Origin of the sequence: Streptomyces sp. NPDC127177 (assembly GCF_042672475.1) — a bacterium.
Lineage (GTDB): Bacteria > Actinomycetota > Actinomycetes > Streptomycetales > Streptomycetaceae > Streptomyces.
In genome coordinates this window covers 115,295-130,550 of record NZ_JBHXUW010000017.1, presented here as the reverse complement: position 1 = coordinate 130,550, position 15,256 = coordinate 115,295, and the positions used below count along the sequence as shown (strand labels likewise).

Below are 15,256 nucleotides of genomic sequence, written 5' to 3'. Positions count from 1 at the left end.
ACCCCCTATTAATACCCTGGCACTTTCGTCGGCCGCGTCTGTTGTTTATAAGCCCCCCCCCGGCTGCGGCCCGGCCGCCGCGCCCCCCCCCCGGGGGGGGGCCGCACCCCGACCGCCGACGGTGTCCGGCCCCTTCCGCGTGCCCACGGCCGCCCGGTCCAGCAGGCCGGTGCGGGCGGCGAGCGCGGCCGCCTCCAGCCGGGAGCCGACGCCCAGCTTCATCAGTACGCGCTGCACGTGCGTACGTGCGGTGCTCGGCGCGATCCGCATGCCGGCCGCGATCAGCCGGGTGCCCTCGCCCTCCGCGACCCGCACCAGAACCTCGACCTCGCGCGGGGTGAGCAGCCGGAGCAGCCGCTGCCCCTCGTCGTCCGGCTGGACCGCGGGGTTGAGCAGCTCCGCGAAGGCGTCCTGGAGGAGTTGTGGCGCGACCGCGGCCTCACCGGCCCGCGCCTTGACGATGGCCCGCTCCACGCCCTCGATGCGTTCGTCGTGGCGGACGTAGCCGGCGGCGCCGGACGCGAAGGCGGCGGCGATCCCCACGGGGCTCGGCACCGGTCCGAGCACCACCACGGCGATCTGCGGGCGCTCGCGCCTGATCCTCACGATGGGGTCGAAGGTGCCCGGTTCGGCGGGTGACGCCGTACCGAACAGGCAGACCTCCGGCGCCCTGGAGACCACCAGGTCGGCCGCCCCGGTGGTGGGCGCGGCGGCGGCGAGCACCCGGTGACCGCGTAGTTTCAGTGCCGAGGCGAGCGCCTCGGCGAGCAGTCGGTGGTCATCGACCACCATCAGCCGAACGCCCATCGAGCAAACCCCCATAGCACCGACACCGGGCCCCCCGGCCCTCTAGGGCCTGCAAGTTACACGCTTGTTCGACGCCACGGGCGCCTTAGCCGGCAGAAGGCGTGTCGATTGCCTGATCGTGTGTCATCAGGGGCCACTTGACGATGACAAACGTCCGGCCCTGCCGGTCGAGTGATCGACAGGCAGGGCCGGGCGCGGTGTTGACGTCAGGTCACTTCGCGGCGAACGCGACGACGAGGTACTCCTTGTCGTCCAGCGAACTCTCCCGCGGCTTGCTGATCATCTTCTCGGAGATGTACAACCGCCCGTCGCCGTAACGGAATTCGGCGTAGTCGGCGGAGAAGCTGGTCTCCGCGTCCCGGACCGACTCGTCGCCCGGGTTCTCCATCAGGACGGTCTGCTTGAAGGTGCTGCCGTCGATGGAGACGATCTGGCCGCCCTTGTCGTACGGGGGCTCCTTGTACGCGATGATGTTTCCGCCGTCCATGCGGAGCGGGAACATCGTGTAGCGCTCGCCCGCGTCGGCCCGGTCGCTGGTCTGCTTGCCGGTGGACAGGTCGAAGGAGACGATCTCGTTGGTGTTGCCGTAGCCGTCGCCGGTGCCCTCGTGCTCCTCGGTCGGCAGGTAGATGCGGTTGTTGCCGACCGCCAGCTGCTGGCAGCTCTCGACCTCGGTGGAGCGGCAGTTGGCCGCGTACTTCTCCGCGTCGGCCGGGATCCGCACGAGCAGCTTGCCGGAGGCGGCGTCGATCGAGAAGAAGTCGGAGATCCCGCTGCCGTCGCCCGCGGTGTCGCCGACGTCGGCGGCGACGACCAGGGGCTTGGTGGAGACGATGCTCGCGTACTCGACACCGGGCGGCATCTTGTACGAGGAGAGCGGGGCGCCCGTGGTCGGGTTCAGTGCCTGGATGGAGAGCTGGGGGTCGTCGTAGGTACCGCACTTGCGGACCACGGCGAGCGCCTCGCCGCCGCCGTAGCCGGTGTCGTAGCAGCCGTCGGTGCCGACCTTGGGCTTCCAGCGCTCGGCGCCGGTGTTCAGGTCGAAGGCCGCGCCGCCGTCGGTTCCGGCCGCGGCGACCGTGGTACCGCTGAGGGTGACCTCCTCGAACCGGACGGGGGCGTCACCACCGGTGGCGGCGGTCACCGACTTGCTCCACATGAGCTTGCCGGTGTTCAGGTCGAGGGCACCCACCTGGTTGCAGGGCTGGTACTTCTTCGACGCCGTCCGCTTGCCCTCCTCGAAGGCGACGGCCGTCTTGAAGTCCTTGCTCATGTGCCGGGAGGCCGCGCAGAGCTGGCCGGGCAGCGCGATCGTCCAGAGCTTGGTGCCCTTGGCCTGGTCGTAGCCGACGATCTCGTTGACGCCCGTCTTCACGTACGCCTTGTCGGTCAGCCAGGAGCCGTCGACCGTGGTGACGTCGGTGACCTTGGGCTGCGGGAGCTGGAAGGCGACCGAGGCCTTGGTGTTGGACGGGACCTTCTCCGAGCCCCCACCGCCGCCCTTGGCGTCGGTGCCCTTGCCGTCGCCGCCCTTGCTCCCGCCGTCGGTGCCGGCGGAGCTGGACGCCTCGTCCGTCTTGTCGTCGCCGCTCGACGCGTACCAGAGCCCACCGCCGACGATCAGCACCACGGCGACCGCCGCCGCGACGATGATCTGCATCTGGGTGGTGAACTTCTTCGGCCCGTTACCGCCCTGCGGCGGCTCGTACGGCTGCTGCATCGGCGTGGTCGGGTAGCCGTAGCCCTGCTGCGGCGGCTGGCCCTGCTGCGGATATCCGTAACCGTGCTGCGGCGGCTGGCCCTGCGGGAAGCCGTAGCCCTGCTGGGGCTGACCCGGCGGGAATCCGTAACCGGGCTGCTGGGGCGGCTGGCCCGGCGGGGGCGCCTGCGGGTAGCCGTAGCCGGGCTGCTGCTGGGGCGGGCCCGCCGGAGGCGGAGGGGTGCCGTACCCGCCGGCGGGCGGCCCGGCCGGGGGCGGGGTGTCCTGCGGCTTGCCGAACGGATCGCTGGGCGGCGGCGTCGGTGCGCCGAAACCACCGGGGGGCGGGTCCTGCGGGGCGCCGAAACCACCGGGCGGCGGGTCCTGGGGGGCGCCGAACCCGCCCTGGGGCGGCTCGTTGGGCGGCGGCTGGGGCGGCTGCGTCATGGCGTTGCGTACCTCTGGAGAAAAGGGAGTCAGTCGGGGGGCCGGAACCGGCCGCGGGCGGTCTGTCGCCGTCCGCGGCCGGATGGGGTTCCTGCGGGAGCCGTTACTTGCCGAAGGCCATCATGGTCTTCGTCTCCAGCTCTTCCTTGTCGTTGGAGGCGCTGACCCGGCCGCTCACGATGAACGAACGCCCGCCCGCGTAAAGGATCTTCTCGTCGTAGAAGCTGCTCTCGATCTCCGACGTCGAGTCCGGGTGCTGCAACACCATCTTCGGGGTGCCGCCGCCCGGCGGCAGACTGGCGATGCCGCCGCCCTTGCCGTAGCCGGCGTCCACGTAGAGCAGCAGACTGCCGCCCTCCATCTGCAGCGGCTTCATGGTCTGCTCGGCCGGGGCGTTGGCCTTCCACTTCGTCTTGCCGGTGTTCAGGTTGAACGCGACGACCTTGTTGGTCCGGGCGGTTCCGCTGGTGTCGTCCTGGGTCGTCAGGTAGAGCGTGTTGGGGTCGGCCACGACACCGTCACAGCCGTCGACCGACTTGCCGAAGATGGCGAAGGCACTGCCGCAGCTCGTCGCGAACTTGTCGCCCTTGTCGCTGACGATCTGGGAGCGGAGCGTGCCGTTCTCCTTCAGCGCGAGGATGCTCCACTGCTTCTTGTCACCGCTGCCCTTGGTCAGCGAGACGATGAGCGGGCTCACCGAGTAGAACTTGTCGATCTCCCAGCCGCGCGCGGGCTTGTACGTCCACTTCGGCCTGCCGGTGAGCGGGTCGACCTCCTCGACCTCGTGCTGCGGGTTGTCGACGTCGTCGGTGCGGCAGTTGGTGGCGGCGATCAGCTTGGTGCCGCCCGCGAAGGAGAACGGCTGGCAGTTTCCGTCCCGCTTGCCGAACAGTTCCTTGCCGTCGCTCACGCGGAAGGCGTTGGACGCTCCGGTGCGGCCGACCGTGACGGTGTTGCCGCTGATCGCGAGGGAGATGTCCGACATCATGTCGAACAGCCCGCTGCTCTTGACCGACTTCTTCCAGCCGGTCTTGCCGGAGTTCAGGTCGATCAGCTGGAGGTCCGAACAGTCCGCCTTGGAGGTGGTGCCGTTCTTCACCCCGATGACGATCTTGCCGTCGCTGGTGGTCTGCTCCGGTGCGGAGCAGATGTCCGTGCCCAGCTTCAGCGTCCACTTCCGCTTGCCGTCGGCCGCCGAGAAGCCGGAGACGGTGCGGTACATGCCCTTGACGACGGTGTCGCCGACTATCCACGGGCCGTACACGTCCGCGCCGTTGCGCGGGAGGTCGACGTCGTTCTTCTGGAGCCAGAGGACCTTCGCCTCGCCGGGCTTGCGCCCGCCGTTCAGGTCGTCGTCGCCCTCACGGCCCGTGCCGTTGCCGTCCCCCTCGTCCACCGACGGCGAGGTGGACGGCTTCTGGACGTCGTCGCTCTTCTCCGCGACGGGCTTCTTGTCGTCGTCGCCACCGCTCGTGGCCAGGTAGACGCCACCGCCGACGACCAGGAGCGCGGCGACCGCCGCAGAGATGATCACCAGTGGCTTCCCCTTGAAGGGGCCGCGCCCGCCGGGGCCCGCCGGACCGCCGCCGACCGGTGCGCCGGGGTACTGCTGCGGCGGATAGCCGTAACCGGGCTGCTGCGGCTGGCCGTACGGACCGGGCTGCTGGGCGTAGGGGCCCGGCTGCTGCTGCTGCCCGTAGGGACCCGGCTGCTGCGGCTGGCCGTACGGGCCGGGCTGCTGGGGCTTGTCGTACGGGCCCGGCTGCTGCGGCTGGGCGTACGGAGGCTGCTGCGGCTGACCCGGCTGCTGCGGGTAGCCGTAGCCCGGCTGCGCGGACGGCGGTCCGGACGGAGGCGGCGGCGTCTGCGGCGGGCCCTGGGGCGGCTGAGGGACCCCCTGCGGCGGCTCCTGTGGAGCGCCGAAGCCTCCCTGCGGCGGTTGCTGGCTGGGCGGCTGGGTCATCAGCGCGTCCCCCTTCGTGCGGTCCGGTGCCCGTTCCGGACTCCCCCGCGATCCCGCCGGGGCTCCAGGAGTCGGACAAGACTCCCTGAATCCCCAGCGAAATGGAGTGAATCGGGCATGGATCCCGCAGTGTTACGACAGTCGAGCGGGGCTTCTTTGTACCACCCGCCCCATCACCGGCCCCGGCTCGGTCCACCCCTGTTTCCAAGGGAGAACCGCCCCGTGATGCCGCCGTTACGCCCCGGCCGTCAGCTCGCGAAGACCGCCATCGACCGCATCCAGATCTCGTCGTCGCCGTCGATCCCGCTGACCCGCACCTGTGTGAGGAAGGTGCGACCGCCCGTGTAGACGACGCGGGGGCCCAGGAAGTCGCGCTCGTCGGCGGAGCCCGCTGCCGGATGACGCATCACCGTCTGCCACTTGCCGCCGGCGGCCGGGATGGAGGCGATGCCGCCCCCCTTGTTCTTGGCGGGCGCGAGATACATCAGCAGCTTGCCGCCCTCCGTCCGCAGCGGGGTGAGGGGCTGGTCCGCGGGGGAACTGACCGCCCACTTGGGCTTGCCGGTTGCCAGGTCGAAGGCGGCGACCTTGTTGCCGTCACCGGACTTGACGTCGACGGGCCCGGTCATCATGTAGAACGTGTTCGCGTCGGCGGCCGCCCCGACGCAGTTGTCGAGGTTGCGCCCCAGGACGATCAGGTCCACATCGCACCTGACCGCGTAGTTGCCCGGTCCGCCGGACAGCTGGGAACGGTAGGTGCCGTCGGCGTTGAGCACCAGGACGGCCAGCTTCTCCGACTGCTTGAGCGCGATCACCGGAGGATCGGCGGAGTAGATCTGCGCGACCTCCCAGCCCTTCTTGACCTTGTAGGACCACAGCACCTTGCCGGTGACGGGGTCCATCTTCTGCACCAGCTGTTCCTTGTGGTCGTCCGCGGCGGTCTGGCAACTGGCCGCGGCGATGGCCACGTCCCCGCTCGCGAAGCCGAACGGCTGGCAGTTGCCGGGCAGTTTCCCGAACAGCACCTTGCCGTCACTGACCCGGAAGGCGTCCGTCCTGCTGGTACGGCCCACGGTCACGGTGTCGCCGTTGATCGCCATCCTGAGGTCGGACAGCCCGTCCCAGAGGCCCTTGCGGACGTACGACTTGTGCCAGCCGGCCTTCCCCGTCGTGAGGTCGACCATCTGGAGGGAGTCGCACTCCGCGTCCTCCGCTGTGGAGTGCAGAACGCCCAGCACGATCTTGCCGTCCGCGGTGGGCTGCGAAGGCGCCGCACACGCGTTGGTGGCCAGCCGCAGGCTCCACTTGAGCTTGCCGTCCGTGATCCCGTAACCGGTGACGGTGTGGTACATCGCCTTGACGACGGTGTCCCCGAAGATCCACGGGCCGTACACGTCCGCGCCGCCCTCAGGCAGGTCGACGCCGCCCTCCTGGAGCCAGAGCATCTTCGCCTCGCCAGGCTTGCGCTTGGCGTTGACGGCCTCGGTCTCCGCCTCGGGGCCGAGCTTGCCGTCCTTGCGGTCCTTGGTCGGGCTCACGGTCGGCGAGGGGGCGGGCGGTTGCGAGCTGTGCACCGGACCGGCCTTGGACTTCCCGTCGCTGTCGTCCCCGGCGGAGGCGTACCAGATACCGCCACCGGCCAGGAGCGCCACCGCGAGCACGGCACCGACGATCGCCCCGGTCCTGCCACGGAACCGGCCACCGCCCCGGGTCCCGCCCGACCCCGGTTGCCGCGGGGGCTGTTGGGGCTGCTGACCCGGGTAGCCGTAGCCCTGCGGGGGCTGTTGGGGCTGCTGACCCGGGTAGCCGTAGCCCTGCGGGGCCTGCTGGGGCTGCTGACCCGGGTAGCCGTAGCCCTGCGGCGGCTGCTGAGGCTGTCCCGGCTGTCCGTACGGGCCGGGCTGCGGCGGGTAGCCGTATCCCGGGGCGGTCTGCGGCGGCTGGCCGTACCCCGGGGCGGGCTGCGCGGGCTGTCCGTACGGGCCGGGCTGCGTGGGGGCTCCGTACGGGCCGGCGGGCTGCGCCGTGCCCTGGCCCGGGGCCCCGGACGTCTCGGGCGGCGGGCCGTAAGGGGCTCCGAACTCACCCTGCGGCGGCTGCTGTCCGGGCGGCTGGCTCATCGGCCCGTCCCCCTGTTCCTTTGTCACCTGCGGTGTGGCACGGTCCGGCTACCGCGCCGGGCAAGATCTCTTTCTACCATCCGCCCCGCAGGCCCCGAAGGCCCCCATGGGAGACAGCGCCCACACCGGCGGGTGTGGGCGCTGTCAACCGCAGGGGGTACGGCTCAGCGGTCAGGCGTCCTCAGCCAGTTCCAGCCAGCGCATTTCCAGCACGTCGCGCTCCGCCACCAGTTCACGCAGCTCGGCGTCCAGCTTCGCCACCTTCTCGAAGTCCGTGGCGTTGTCGGCGATCTGGGCGTGCAGCGTCGTCTCACGGGTCGACATCTTGTCGAGCTGCCGCTCGACCTTCTGCAGTTCCTTCTTCGCCGCGCGTGCCTCCTGCGGCGAGACACCGGGGGCCGGTGCGGCGGCGGACTGCGAGGCCTGCGTCGGCGCCACCGCGGCGGGGGTGCCCGCCGCGGCCATCTGCCGCCTGCGCTCCAGGTACTCGTCGATCCCGCGCGGCAGCATCCGCAGCGAGCGGTCGCCGAGCAGCGCCAGCACCCGGTCCGTGGTCCGCTCGATGAAGAACCGGTCGTGGGAGATCACGATCATCGATCCCGGCCAGCCGTCGAGCAGGTCCTCCAGCTGGGTCAGGGTCTCGATGTCGAGGTCGTTGGTGGGCTCGTCGAGGAAGAGGACGTTGGGCTCGTCCATCAGCAGCCGCAGGATCTGCAGCCGGCGCCGCTCACCACCGGAGAGGTCGCCGACCGGCGTCCACTGCTTCTCCTTCGAGAAGCCGAACTGCTCGCAGAGCTGGCCCGCGGTCATCTCCCGGCCCTTGCCGAGGTCGACCCGGTCGCGCACCTGCTGCACCGCTTCGAGTACCCGGAGGTTCGGGTTGAGCTCGGCGACCTCCTGGGAGAGGTAGGCCAGCTTGACCGTCTTGCCGACGACGACCTTCCCGGCCGCGGGCTGCTCGTCGCCCTGGGTACGGGCCGCCTCGGCCAGCGCCCGCAGCAGGGAGGTCTTGCCGGCGCCGTTGACCCCGACCAGGCCGATCCGGTCGCCGGGGCCGAGCTGCCAGGTGAGGTGGGTGAGCAGCGTCTTGGGACCGGCCTGGACCGTCACGTCCTCCAGGTCGAAGACGGTCTTGCCGAGCCGTGCGTTCGCGAACTTCATCAGCTCGCTGGTGTCGCGCGGCGGCGGCACGTCGGCGATCAGCTCGTTGGCCGCCTCGATGCGGTAGCGCGGCTTGGACGTACGGGCGGGGGCGCCGCGCCGCAGCCAGGCCAGCTCCTTGCGCATCAGGTTCTGCCGCTTGGACTCCTCGGTCGCGGCGATCCGCTCCCGTTCGGCCCGGGCGAAGACGTAGTCGCTGTAGCCGCCCTCGTACTCGTGGACCGTGCCGCGTTGGACGTCCCACATGCGCGTGCAGACCTGGTCCAGGAACCACCGGTCGTGAGTGACGCAGACCAGCGCCGAGCGGCGGGCGCGCAGATGGCCGGCCAGCCAGGAGATGCCCTCGACGTCGAGGTGGTTGGTCGGCTCGTCGAGGACGATCAGGTCCTGTTCGGCGATGAGCAGCTTCGCGAGCGCGATCCGGCGGCGCTCGCCGCCGGAGAGCGGGGCGATGACGGTGTCCAGGCCGTGCTCGAAGCCCGGCAGGTCGAGGCCGCCGAAGAGCCCGGTCAGCACGTCGCGGATCTTGGCGCTGCCCGCCCACTCGTGGTCGGCGAGGTCACCGATGACCTCGTGCCGGACCGTCGCCTGCGGATCGAGCGAGTCGTGCTGGGTCAGGACACCGAGGCGCAGCCCGCCGTTGTGGGTGACGCGGCCGGTGTCCGCCTCCTCCAGCTTGGCGAGCATCCGGATGAGGGTCGTCTTGCCGTCTCCGTTACGACCGACGACACCGATCCGGTCCCCCTCGGACACACCGAGGGACACACCGTCGAGCAGCGCACGGGTGCCGTACACCTTGCTGACCTGCTCGACATTGACGAGGTTGACGGCCACTTACGCTCCAGCTCGAAGGAAAACACTGACCTTCAGCGTAGTCGCCATGGTGCGCGGCTCCGTACGAGCGCCCGCTCACCCGTGCGGAGCGGGCCCCGGAGGCGCCTGCGGCGGCGGACCGGGATGACCACCGGGCGGTGCCGCCGGGGGCGGACCGGGGTGCGGGCCCGGCGGACCGGGGAAGGTGCCCGGGGTCGGACCGGAGTGCGGGCCGGGGTACGTGCCCGGCTGCGGGCCCGCGTAGGTGCCGGGGCGCGGGCCGAGGTACGTGCCCGGCTGCGGGCCCGGGTAGGGGTGTGGTGGCCGCGATGCCATCGGCAGCGGGCCGAAACCGAGGCGGGCGTCCTGTGCGCTGGTCAGCTGCCGGACCACGATCGCTCCCGCGATGCCCGCGCCGGCCAGTGCGAGGTCGGAGACAGCGAGCAGGAACAGCCCCGTGCGCAGCCCCTCGTAGTCGCCCTCGTCCACCGTGGCGAACTGGATCCAGGCGAACGCGGCGAAGACGCTGGATATCACCCAGGCGACCCACCATCCGGTGGCGGTCCCGCCGCCGGCCCTGCGGACCGGGTAGCCGTACGCGTCGACCTGCGGCGGGCCCTCGGAGGCCGCGGCGATGTCGTCGGTGATCTGCTTGGGCAGCCACCAGTTGGCGACCGGAATGAACCAGGCGCCGACGGCCAGCCCCGGAGAGGTGCGGTGCCGGCCGGGCGCGAGCGCTTCCGCGTTCCATACCCGCCCCCGACCCGCCCCGCGCTCACGCGCGCCCCAACGTGGAGAGCCCAGGCTACGGCCCGCTTATGATCTCCACCACACCCTGTGGATAACTCTGCGTCGCTCGTGCGATACCTGGCGTGAAACGATCAAGGGTCGGGGGACAAACCCTCCGATCCGGGGGCGGGGAGACGTCATGGTGGCTCGTACGGTCCGGGGGCTCGTCCCGGTACTGCTGGTGGCGGGGGCGCTGGCCGGGTGTTCGCCGGAGCCGGATCCGGAGCCGAAGACCGGTACCGGTTCCCGGGCCGGTGCGGGAGCGTCGCCGGGCGGCGGGGCGACAGCGAGCGCCGCCGGAGGTGTGGCGGCCGGGGGCGGCACGGTCGGGGGCCCGGGTTCCGGGTGCGAGCTGCGCGTCACCTTCAACACCGCGAAGGGGTGGAAGGCGAAGGCCGTCACCCTTGAGGCCGACTCGCCCGTGGACGCCGCACTCGGCAAGCAGGGCCCGGTCTCCATGGTCTGCGAGATCGACGCGAAGCCCGCCGGACACATCGGCTTCCTGCGGGTGTGGCAGGGCGACGGCAACGGCACGTCCCCGCGTCGGGCGCTGGAGGGTTTCGTGGCGGCCGACGAGGAGGCTTCGGGGACGACGTACACCCGGACCGCGGTCGGCAGGCTCGCCGTGACCGAGGTCGCCTACACCGTCCACAGCAAGATCATGGACGAGTCGCGCGAGGCACGCGCCTTCGCCGTAGCCACCCCGGACGGACCGGTCGTGGTGCATCTGGGCGGACTGGACTCCCAGGAGCACCGGGGCATGCTCCCCGCGTACGAACTCGCGAAGCGGACCCTGCGGCTCGGCTGAGCCGGGCGCGGGCCCCGCATCGGGGCGCCACCGGTCGGCAGCCACCGCCACGCGGGGTCCGTGCGCCCCGTCAGCAGATCGTGGCGCCCGGTGCCGGGGACGTGGCGATCCGGGCGTTGCGGCAGGTCCCCGAGGCGATCAGGGCGTCGGCGACCTTGTGGGCGGACGCCTCGTCCTCTGCCAGGAACGCCGTGGTCGGACCGGAACCGGAGACCAGCGCGGCAGCCGCGCCCGCGGTGGTGCCCGCGGCCAGCGTGCCGGCCAGTGAGGGCCGCAGCGACAGGGCCGCGGGCTGGAGGCCGTTGTCCAGGGCTCCGGCGAGCGCCGCGGTGTCACCGGCCCGCAGCGCCTCCAGGAGTGCGCCCGAAGCGGCGGGCTCGGGCACCCGGATGCCCTCCGTGAGCCGGTCGAACTCGCGGTACACGGCCGGGGTGGAGAGGCCTCCGTCGGCAACCGCGAAGACCCAGTGGAACGTGCCGCCGACCTCGACCGGGGTCAGCTGCTCACCGCGCCCGACGCCGAGGGCCGCGCCGCCGACCAGGCTGAACGGGACATCGCTGCCCAGCTCGGCGCAGATGGCCAGCAGCTCCGCGCGGGTGGCTCCCGTGGACCAGAGCGCGTCGCAGGCCAGCAGGGCGCCGGCGCCGTCGGCGCTGCCGCCCGCCATCCCGCCCGCGACCGGGATGTCCTTGTCGATGTGGATGTGCACCCGCGGCTCGATGCCGTACCGCCCGGCCAGCGCGATCGCGGCGCGGGCGGCGAGGTTGGTGGCGTCCAGCGGGACCTGGGCCGCGTCCGGCCCCGAGCAGGTGATGCGCAGCTCGTCGGCCGGTGCGACGGTGACCTCGTCGTAGAGGCCGACGGCGAGGAAGACGTTGGCCAGGTCGTGGAACCCGTCGGGGCGCGCGGCGCCGACAGCGAGCTGGACGTTGACCTTGGCCGGTACGCGGACGGTGACGCTCACTCGGCACCCCCGGCGGCCTGCTCGCCTGCGTCGGGTTCGCCGCCGTCGGCGCTCCCGGCGGGCTTGTTCTCGGCGATGGCGGCGAACTCCTCGACCGTCAGCGCCTCGCCGCGGGCCTGCGGCGAGACACCGGCCGCGACCAGGGCGGCTTCGGCGGCCGGCGCGGAGCCCGCCCAGCCGGACAGCGCCGCACGCAGCGTCTTGCGGCGCTGGGCGAAGGCGGCGTCGACGACCGCGAAGACCTCGGCCTTGCTCGCCGTCGTCGCGACCGGCTCGGCCCTGCGCACCAGGGACACGAGCCCCGAGTCGACGTTCGGGGCGGGCCAGAAGACCTTGCGCCCGATGGAGCCGGCGCGCTTGACGTCCGTGTACCAGTTGGCCTTCACCGACGGCACTCCGTAGACCTTGTTGCCCGGCCGCGCGGCCAGCCGGTCGGCGACCTCGGCCTGCACCATGACCAGGGTCCGCTCGATGGTCGGGAAGCGGTCGAGCATGGTGAGCAGCACGGGCACCGCGACGTTGTACGGAAGGTTGGCGACCAGCGCGGTGGGCGGCGGGCCCGGCAGTTCCCTGACCAGCATCGCGTCCGAGTGGACGAGGGCGAAGCGGTCCGCCCGCTCCGGCATCCGGGCGGCGACCGTGGCCGGCAGCGCGCCCGCGAGCACGTCGTCGATCTCGACGGCGACGACCCGGTCGGCCGCCTCCAGCAGCGCCAGGGTCAGCGAACCGAGGCCGGGGCCGATCTCGACGACCACGTCGTCGGGGCGGACCTCCGCCGTCCGCACGATCCGGCGGACCGTGTTGGCGTCGATGACGAAGTTCTGACCGCGCTGCTTGGTGGGGCGTACGCCCAGCGTCGCGGCCAGCTCGCGGATGTCTGCGGGGCCCAGGAGGGCGTCGGGCTCTGTGGTGCTCACCCGTCAAGCCTACGGCCGCCGGAGGGCCCCGATTCTCGCGCACCGGGCAGCCCCCTGAGGGGCGTCCCGCGCCCCGGTCGGCCACGGCCGGCCCCGGCCGCCGGGTCCACCGCGGTCGGGCGCGTGCACCGGCCACGCCGGGAGTGTCAGTTCCTCGTGCAGCGGTACGGGCGACGAGCCCGGGACGGCGGCGACGGTGGGAACGGAGCCGCGTGGCGCCGCGTCCGCCCCCTGCCACATGCTGCACGGTGACTGCCCTGCGAATTGCTCACGACGCTCCAGAAGATCCGTACCGGCCGGCTCACCCCTGGCGCCCGGGACGACAGCGGAGCGTCTGTGACTCTCCAAAGCGGAACGACTACACAGCGTTGTGCGGGCAGGGGGCGACGGGGCTCAGTAGTCGAACGCGCGAGCCGTGTTGTCGGCGATCGCCGAAGCCAGGGTGTCCTCGTCGACGCCCTTCACCGCCGCCATGGCGCGCAGCGTGACCGGAATCAGGTACGGCGCGTTGGGCCGTCCGCGGTACGGGGCGGGGGTGAGGAACGGCGCGTCCGTCTCGACCAGGACCAGTTCCGTGGGAGCGACGGCCAGCGCGTCGCGCAGCGGCTGGGCGTTCTTGAACGTCATGTTGCCCGCGAAGGACATGAAGTACCCGGCGTCCGCGCAGATCCGCGCCATGTCCGCGTCGCCGGAGTAGCAGTGGAAGACGGTCCGCTCGGGGGCGCCCGCGTCGGCGAGGATGCGCAGCACATCCGCGTGCGCCTCGCGATCGTGGATGACGAGCGCCTTGCCGTGCCGTTTGGCGATCTCGATGTGGGCCCGGAAGGACTCCTCCTGGGCTGCAATGCCCTCGGGGCCGGTCCGGAAGTAGTCGAGGCCCGTCTCACCGACGCCGCGCACCCGGTCCAGCGCTGCCAGCGCGTCGATCTCCGCGAGGGCCTCGTGGAGGGCCGCTGTGCCGCCCCCCTCGCGCACCCCCTGCCGCGACCGGCCCTCCTGGTCCCCGTGCACGATCCGTGGCGCCTCGTTGGGGTGCAGCGCCACCGCCGCGTACACGCTCGGGTGCCCCGCGGCCGTCTCGGCGGCCCAGTGCGAGCCCTTCACGTCGCAGCCCACCTGGATCACGGTGGTCACGTTCACCGCGGCGGCCCTGGCCAGGCCCTCCTCCACGGTGCCGTCCTGCATGTCCAGGTGGGTGTGCGAATCGGCGACCGGTACCCGGAGGGGTTCGGGCAGCGGCGGGGCTTCGGTACGGCTCATGGCCACGATCGTACGAGGACCGTGGCCACCGGCGTGAGTCTCACTTACCGAAGGGATGCAGCAGGTCTGCGAGGTGCCAGTGGTGATCGCCGGACGGAACGGCGGTGGCGGCCACGGCCTCGTTCTCCCGGTCGGGGACGGCGTCGTCGGCGGGGTGCCGGGTCTGGAGCAGTTGCTGGACCGTGGAGACCCGGCCGGCCCGCATGATCCGCACGACATGTCCGCCGCAGTTGGCGCAGGTGGGCGTGGAAAGGGGCGAGGGCACTCGTTCACCGTCAGCCCTGTAGACCACGAAAGGATTGTTGGAAGTGTCGACGTGGTGCTCTATTTCGTAGGCCTGTTCCCAGCCGTGCCCACACCTCATGCAGGCGAAGGCATACGCCTCGTGCACGGTGTCCGCTGCGATCTCACTCATGCCTGCTCCTCTTGTCCGCCGGACAAGCACTCCGGAGAATGCGTCCTGTTATCCAGTGGACGCCTTCACCGGCAGAAGCGCACCGGGCCCTGTCGAGTGTTGGAGCGGTCTTGGCCTTCTCGTGGCAAAAGGGGCGGGTACGCGGTTTCTGCTTTGCCTTTCACGATAGTCCTTTGCCTTCCGCGGGGCCGGTCCGAGCCGCGTTCTTTGCTGCCACGACCGCGTCGAACACCTCGCGTTTGGGCAGCCCGGCGTCCGCGGCGACGGCGGCGATCGCCTCCTTGCGACGCTCCCCCGCCTCCTCGCGCACCCGCACCCTGCGCACCAGTTCCTCGGCGTCCAGTCCCTCGGCCCCGGATTCGGCCGCGCCCTCGACGACAACGGTGATCTCACCGCGTACGCCTTCGGCCGCCCAGACCGCGAGTTCGCCCAGCGGACCGCGCTTCACCTCCTCGTACGTCTTGGTCAGCTCCCGGCACACGGCGGCGCGCCGGTCGGCACCGAAGACCTCGGCCATCGCGGCCAGGGTGTCGTCGAGCCGGTGCGGGGCCTCGAAGAAGACCATCGTGCGGCGCTCGCCGGCGACCTCACGGAGCTTGCCGAGGCGCTCGCCGCCCTTGCGCGGCAGGAAGCCCTCGAAGCAGAACCGGTCCACCGGCAGCCCGGACAGGGCGAGCGCGGTGAGCACGGCGGACGGGCCCGGCACGGCGGTGACCCTGATGCCCTGCTCAACGGCGGCGGCGACCAGCCGGTAGCCGGGGTCGGAGACGGAAGGCATCCCGGCGTCCGTGACCAGCAGTACCCGGGCGCCGCCGGTCAGCGCCTCGACGAGTTCGGGCGTACGGGCGGACTCGTTGCCCTCGAAATAGGACACGACACGCCCCGTGGTGTGGATGCCCAGCGCCTGGGTCAGCCGGCGCAGCCGGCGGGTGTCCTCGGCGGCGACGACGTCCGCCGTCTCCAGTTCGGTGGCGAGGCGTGGCGGGGCGTCCGCCACATCGCCGATGGGGGTCCCTGCGAGTACCAGCGTTCCAGTCGATCCAGTCACAACGTCCATCCTCCCAGCACGGGCGGCAGCACTCGCACAGATGCG

At 71.7% G+C, this 15,256-nt stretch carries 12 protein-coding genes; 1 reads left to right on the top strand and 11 read right to left on the bottom strand.

Going from position 1 to position 15,256, the window contains the following annotated elements:
- Positions 1-45: 45 nt before the first annotated feature.
- The 6 genes from ACFVJX_RS13585 to ACFVJX_RS13560 all read right to left on the bottom strand — a co-directional run bounded on the left by ACFVJX_RS13585 (position 46) and on the right by ACFVJX_RS13560 (position 9,814).
- The gene (locus ACFVJX_RS13585) at positions 46-807 is read right to left on the bottom strand and encodes a response regulator transcription factor (protein WP_385744624.1); all 762 of its coding nucleotides are present in this window, start codon (positions 805-807) and stop codon (positions 46-48) included.
- A gap of 211 nt (positions 808-1,018) precedes the next feature.
- The gene (locus ACFVJX_RS13580) at positions 1,019-2,953 is read right to left on the bottom strand and encodes a PQQ-binding-like beta-propeller repeat protein (RefSeq protein ID WP_384126976.1); all 1,935 of its coding nucleotides are present in this window, start codon (positions 2,951-2,953) and stop codon (positions 1,019-1,021) included.
- Between the two features lie 103 nt (positions 2,954-3,056).
- A complete protein-coding gene (locus tag ACFVJX_RS13575) occupies positions 3,057-4,916 on the bottom strand; it encodes a PQQ-binding-like beta-propeller repeat protein (RefSeq protein ID WP_384126978.1) in 1,860 nt (619 codons plus the stop codon).
- Positions 4,917-5,164: 248 nt separating this feature from the next.
- Positions 5,165-7,036 carry a PQQ-binding-like beta-propeller repeat protein gene (locus ACFVJX_RS13570; RefSeq protein ID WP_384126980.1) on the bottom strand — a complete coding sequence of 624 codons (1,872 nt, stop codon included), beginning with the start codon at positions 7,034-7,036 and terminating at the stop codon, positions 5,165-5,167.
- A gap of 171 nt (positions 7,037-7,207) precedes the next feature.
- Positions 7,208-9,031: an ABC-F family ATP-binding cassette domain-containing protein gene (locus ACFVJX_RS13565; protein WP_384126981.1), complete on the bottom strand. Its 1,824-nt coding sequence runs from the start codon at positions 9,029-9,031 to the stop codon at positions 7,208-7,210.
- Positions 9,032-9,106: 75 nt separating this feature from the next.
- Positions 9,107-9,814 (bottom strand): DUF4328 domain-containing protein, encoded by a 708-nt coding sequence (locus ACFVJX_RS13560; RefSeq protein WP_384127112.1) that lies wholly within the window; start codon positions 9,812-9,814, stop codon positions 9,107-9,109.
- A 124-nt stretch (positions 9,815-9,938) separates the two neighbouring features.
- On the opposite strand from ACFVJX_RS13560, the gene ACFVJX_RS13555 reads away from it, so the two are divergent.
- Entirely contained in the window at positions 9,939-10,607 is a 669-nt protein-coding gene (locus tag ACFVJX_RS13555) for a lipoprotein (RefSeq protein WP_384126983.1), read from the top strand.
- A gap of 70 nt (positions 10,608-10,677) precedes the next feature.
- Here ACFVJX_RS13555 and ACFVJX_RS13550 read toward each other — a convergent pair whose 3' ends face one another.
- The 5 genes from ACFVJX_RS13550 to rsmI all read right to left on the bottom strand — a co-directional run bounded on the left by ACFVJX_RS13550 (position 10,678) and on the right by rsmI (position 15,220).
- Complete coding sequence (locus tag ACFVJX_RS13550; protein WP_384126984.1) at positions 10,678-11,571, bottom strand: 4-(cytidine 5'-diphospho)-2-C-methyl-D-erythritol kinase; 894 nt, start codon at positions 11,569-11,571, stop codon at positions 10,678-10,680.
- Positions 11,568-12,488: a 16S rRNA (adenine(1518)-N(6)/adenine(1519)-N(6))-dimethyltransferase RsmA gene (gene rsmA, locus ACFVJX_RS13545; protein WP_384126985.1), complete on the bottom strand. Its 921-nt coding sequence runs from the start codon at positions 12,486-12,488 to the stop codon at positions 11,568-11,570. The genes ACFVJX_RS13550 and rsmA overlap by 4 nt, the downstream gene beginning before the upstream one ends.
- A 393-nt stretch (positions 12,489-12,881) precedes the next feature.
- Positions 12,882-13,748: a TatD family hydrolase gene (locus ACFVJX_RS13540; protein WP_384126987.1), complete on the bottom strand. Its 867-nt coding sequence runs from the start codon at positions 13,746-13,748 to the stop codon at positions 12,882-12,884.
- A gap of 40 nt (positions 13,749-13,788) precedes the next feature.
- A complete protein-coding gene (locus ACFVJX_RS13535; protein ID WP_384126988.1) occupies positions 13,789-14,163 on the bottom strand; it encodes a hypothetical protein in 375 nt (124 codons plus the stop codon).
- 160 nt (positions 14,164-14,323) lie between these two features.
- Positions 14,324-15,220, bottom strand: a complete 897-nt coding sequence (gene rsmI, locus ACFVJX_RS13530; RefSeq protein ID WP_384126989.1) for a 16S rRNA (cytidine(1402)-2'-O)-methyltransferase — start codon at positions 15,218-15,220, stop codon at positions 14,324-14,326.
- Positions 15,221-15,256: the final 36 nt, after the last annotated feature.

Bases quoted from the DNA above. Each gene is read 5' to 3' on its own strand.
- ACFVJX_RS13585 (WP_385744624.1), bottom strand. From the start codon at position 807: ATGGGCGTTCGGCTGATGGTGGTCGATGACCACCGACTGCTCGCCGAG.
- ACFVJX_RS13580 (WP_384126976.1), bottom strand. From the start codon at position 2,953: ATGACGCAGCCGCCCCAGCCGCCGCCCAACGAGCCGCCCCAGGGCGGG.
- ACFVJX_RS13575 (WP_384126978.1), bottom strand. From the start codon at position 4,916: ATGACCCAGCCGCCCAGCCAGCAACCGCCGCAGGGAGGCTTCGGCGCT.
- ACFVJX_RS13570 (WP_384126980.1), bottom strand. From the start codon at position 7,036: ATGAGCCAGCCGCCCGGACAGCAGCCGCCGCAGGGTGAGTTCGGAGCC.
- ACFVJX_RS13555 (WP_384126983.1), top strand. From the start codon at position 9,939: ATGGTGGCTCGTACGGTCCGGGGGCTCGTCCCGGTACTGCTGGTGGCG.
- ACFVJX_RS13540 (WP_384126987.1), bottom strand. From the start codon at position 13,748: ATGAGCCGTACCGAAGCCCCGCCGCTGCCCGAACCCCTCCGGGTACCG.
- ACFVJX_RS13535 (WP_384126988.1), bottom strand. From the start codon at position 14,163: ATGAGTGAGATCGCAGCGGACACCGTGCACGAGGCGTATGCCTTCGCC.
- rsmI (WP_384126989.1), bottom strand. From the start codon at position 15,220: ATGGACGTTGTGACTGGATCGACTGGAACGCTGGTACTCGCAGGGACC.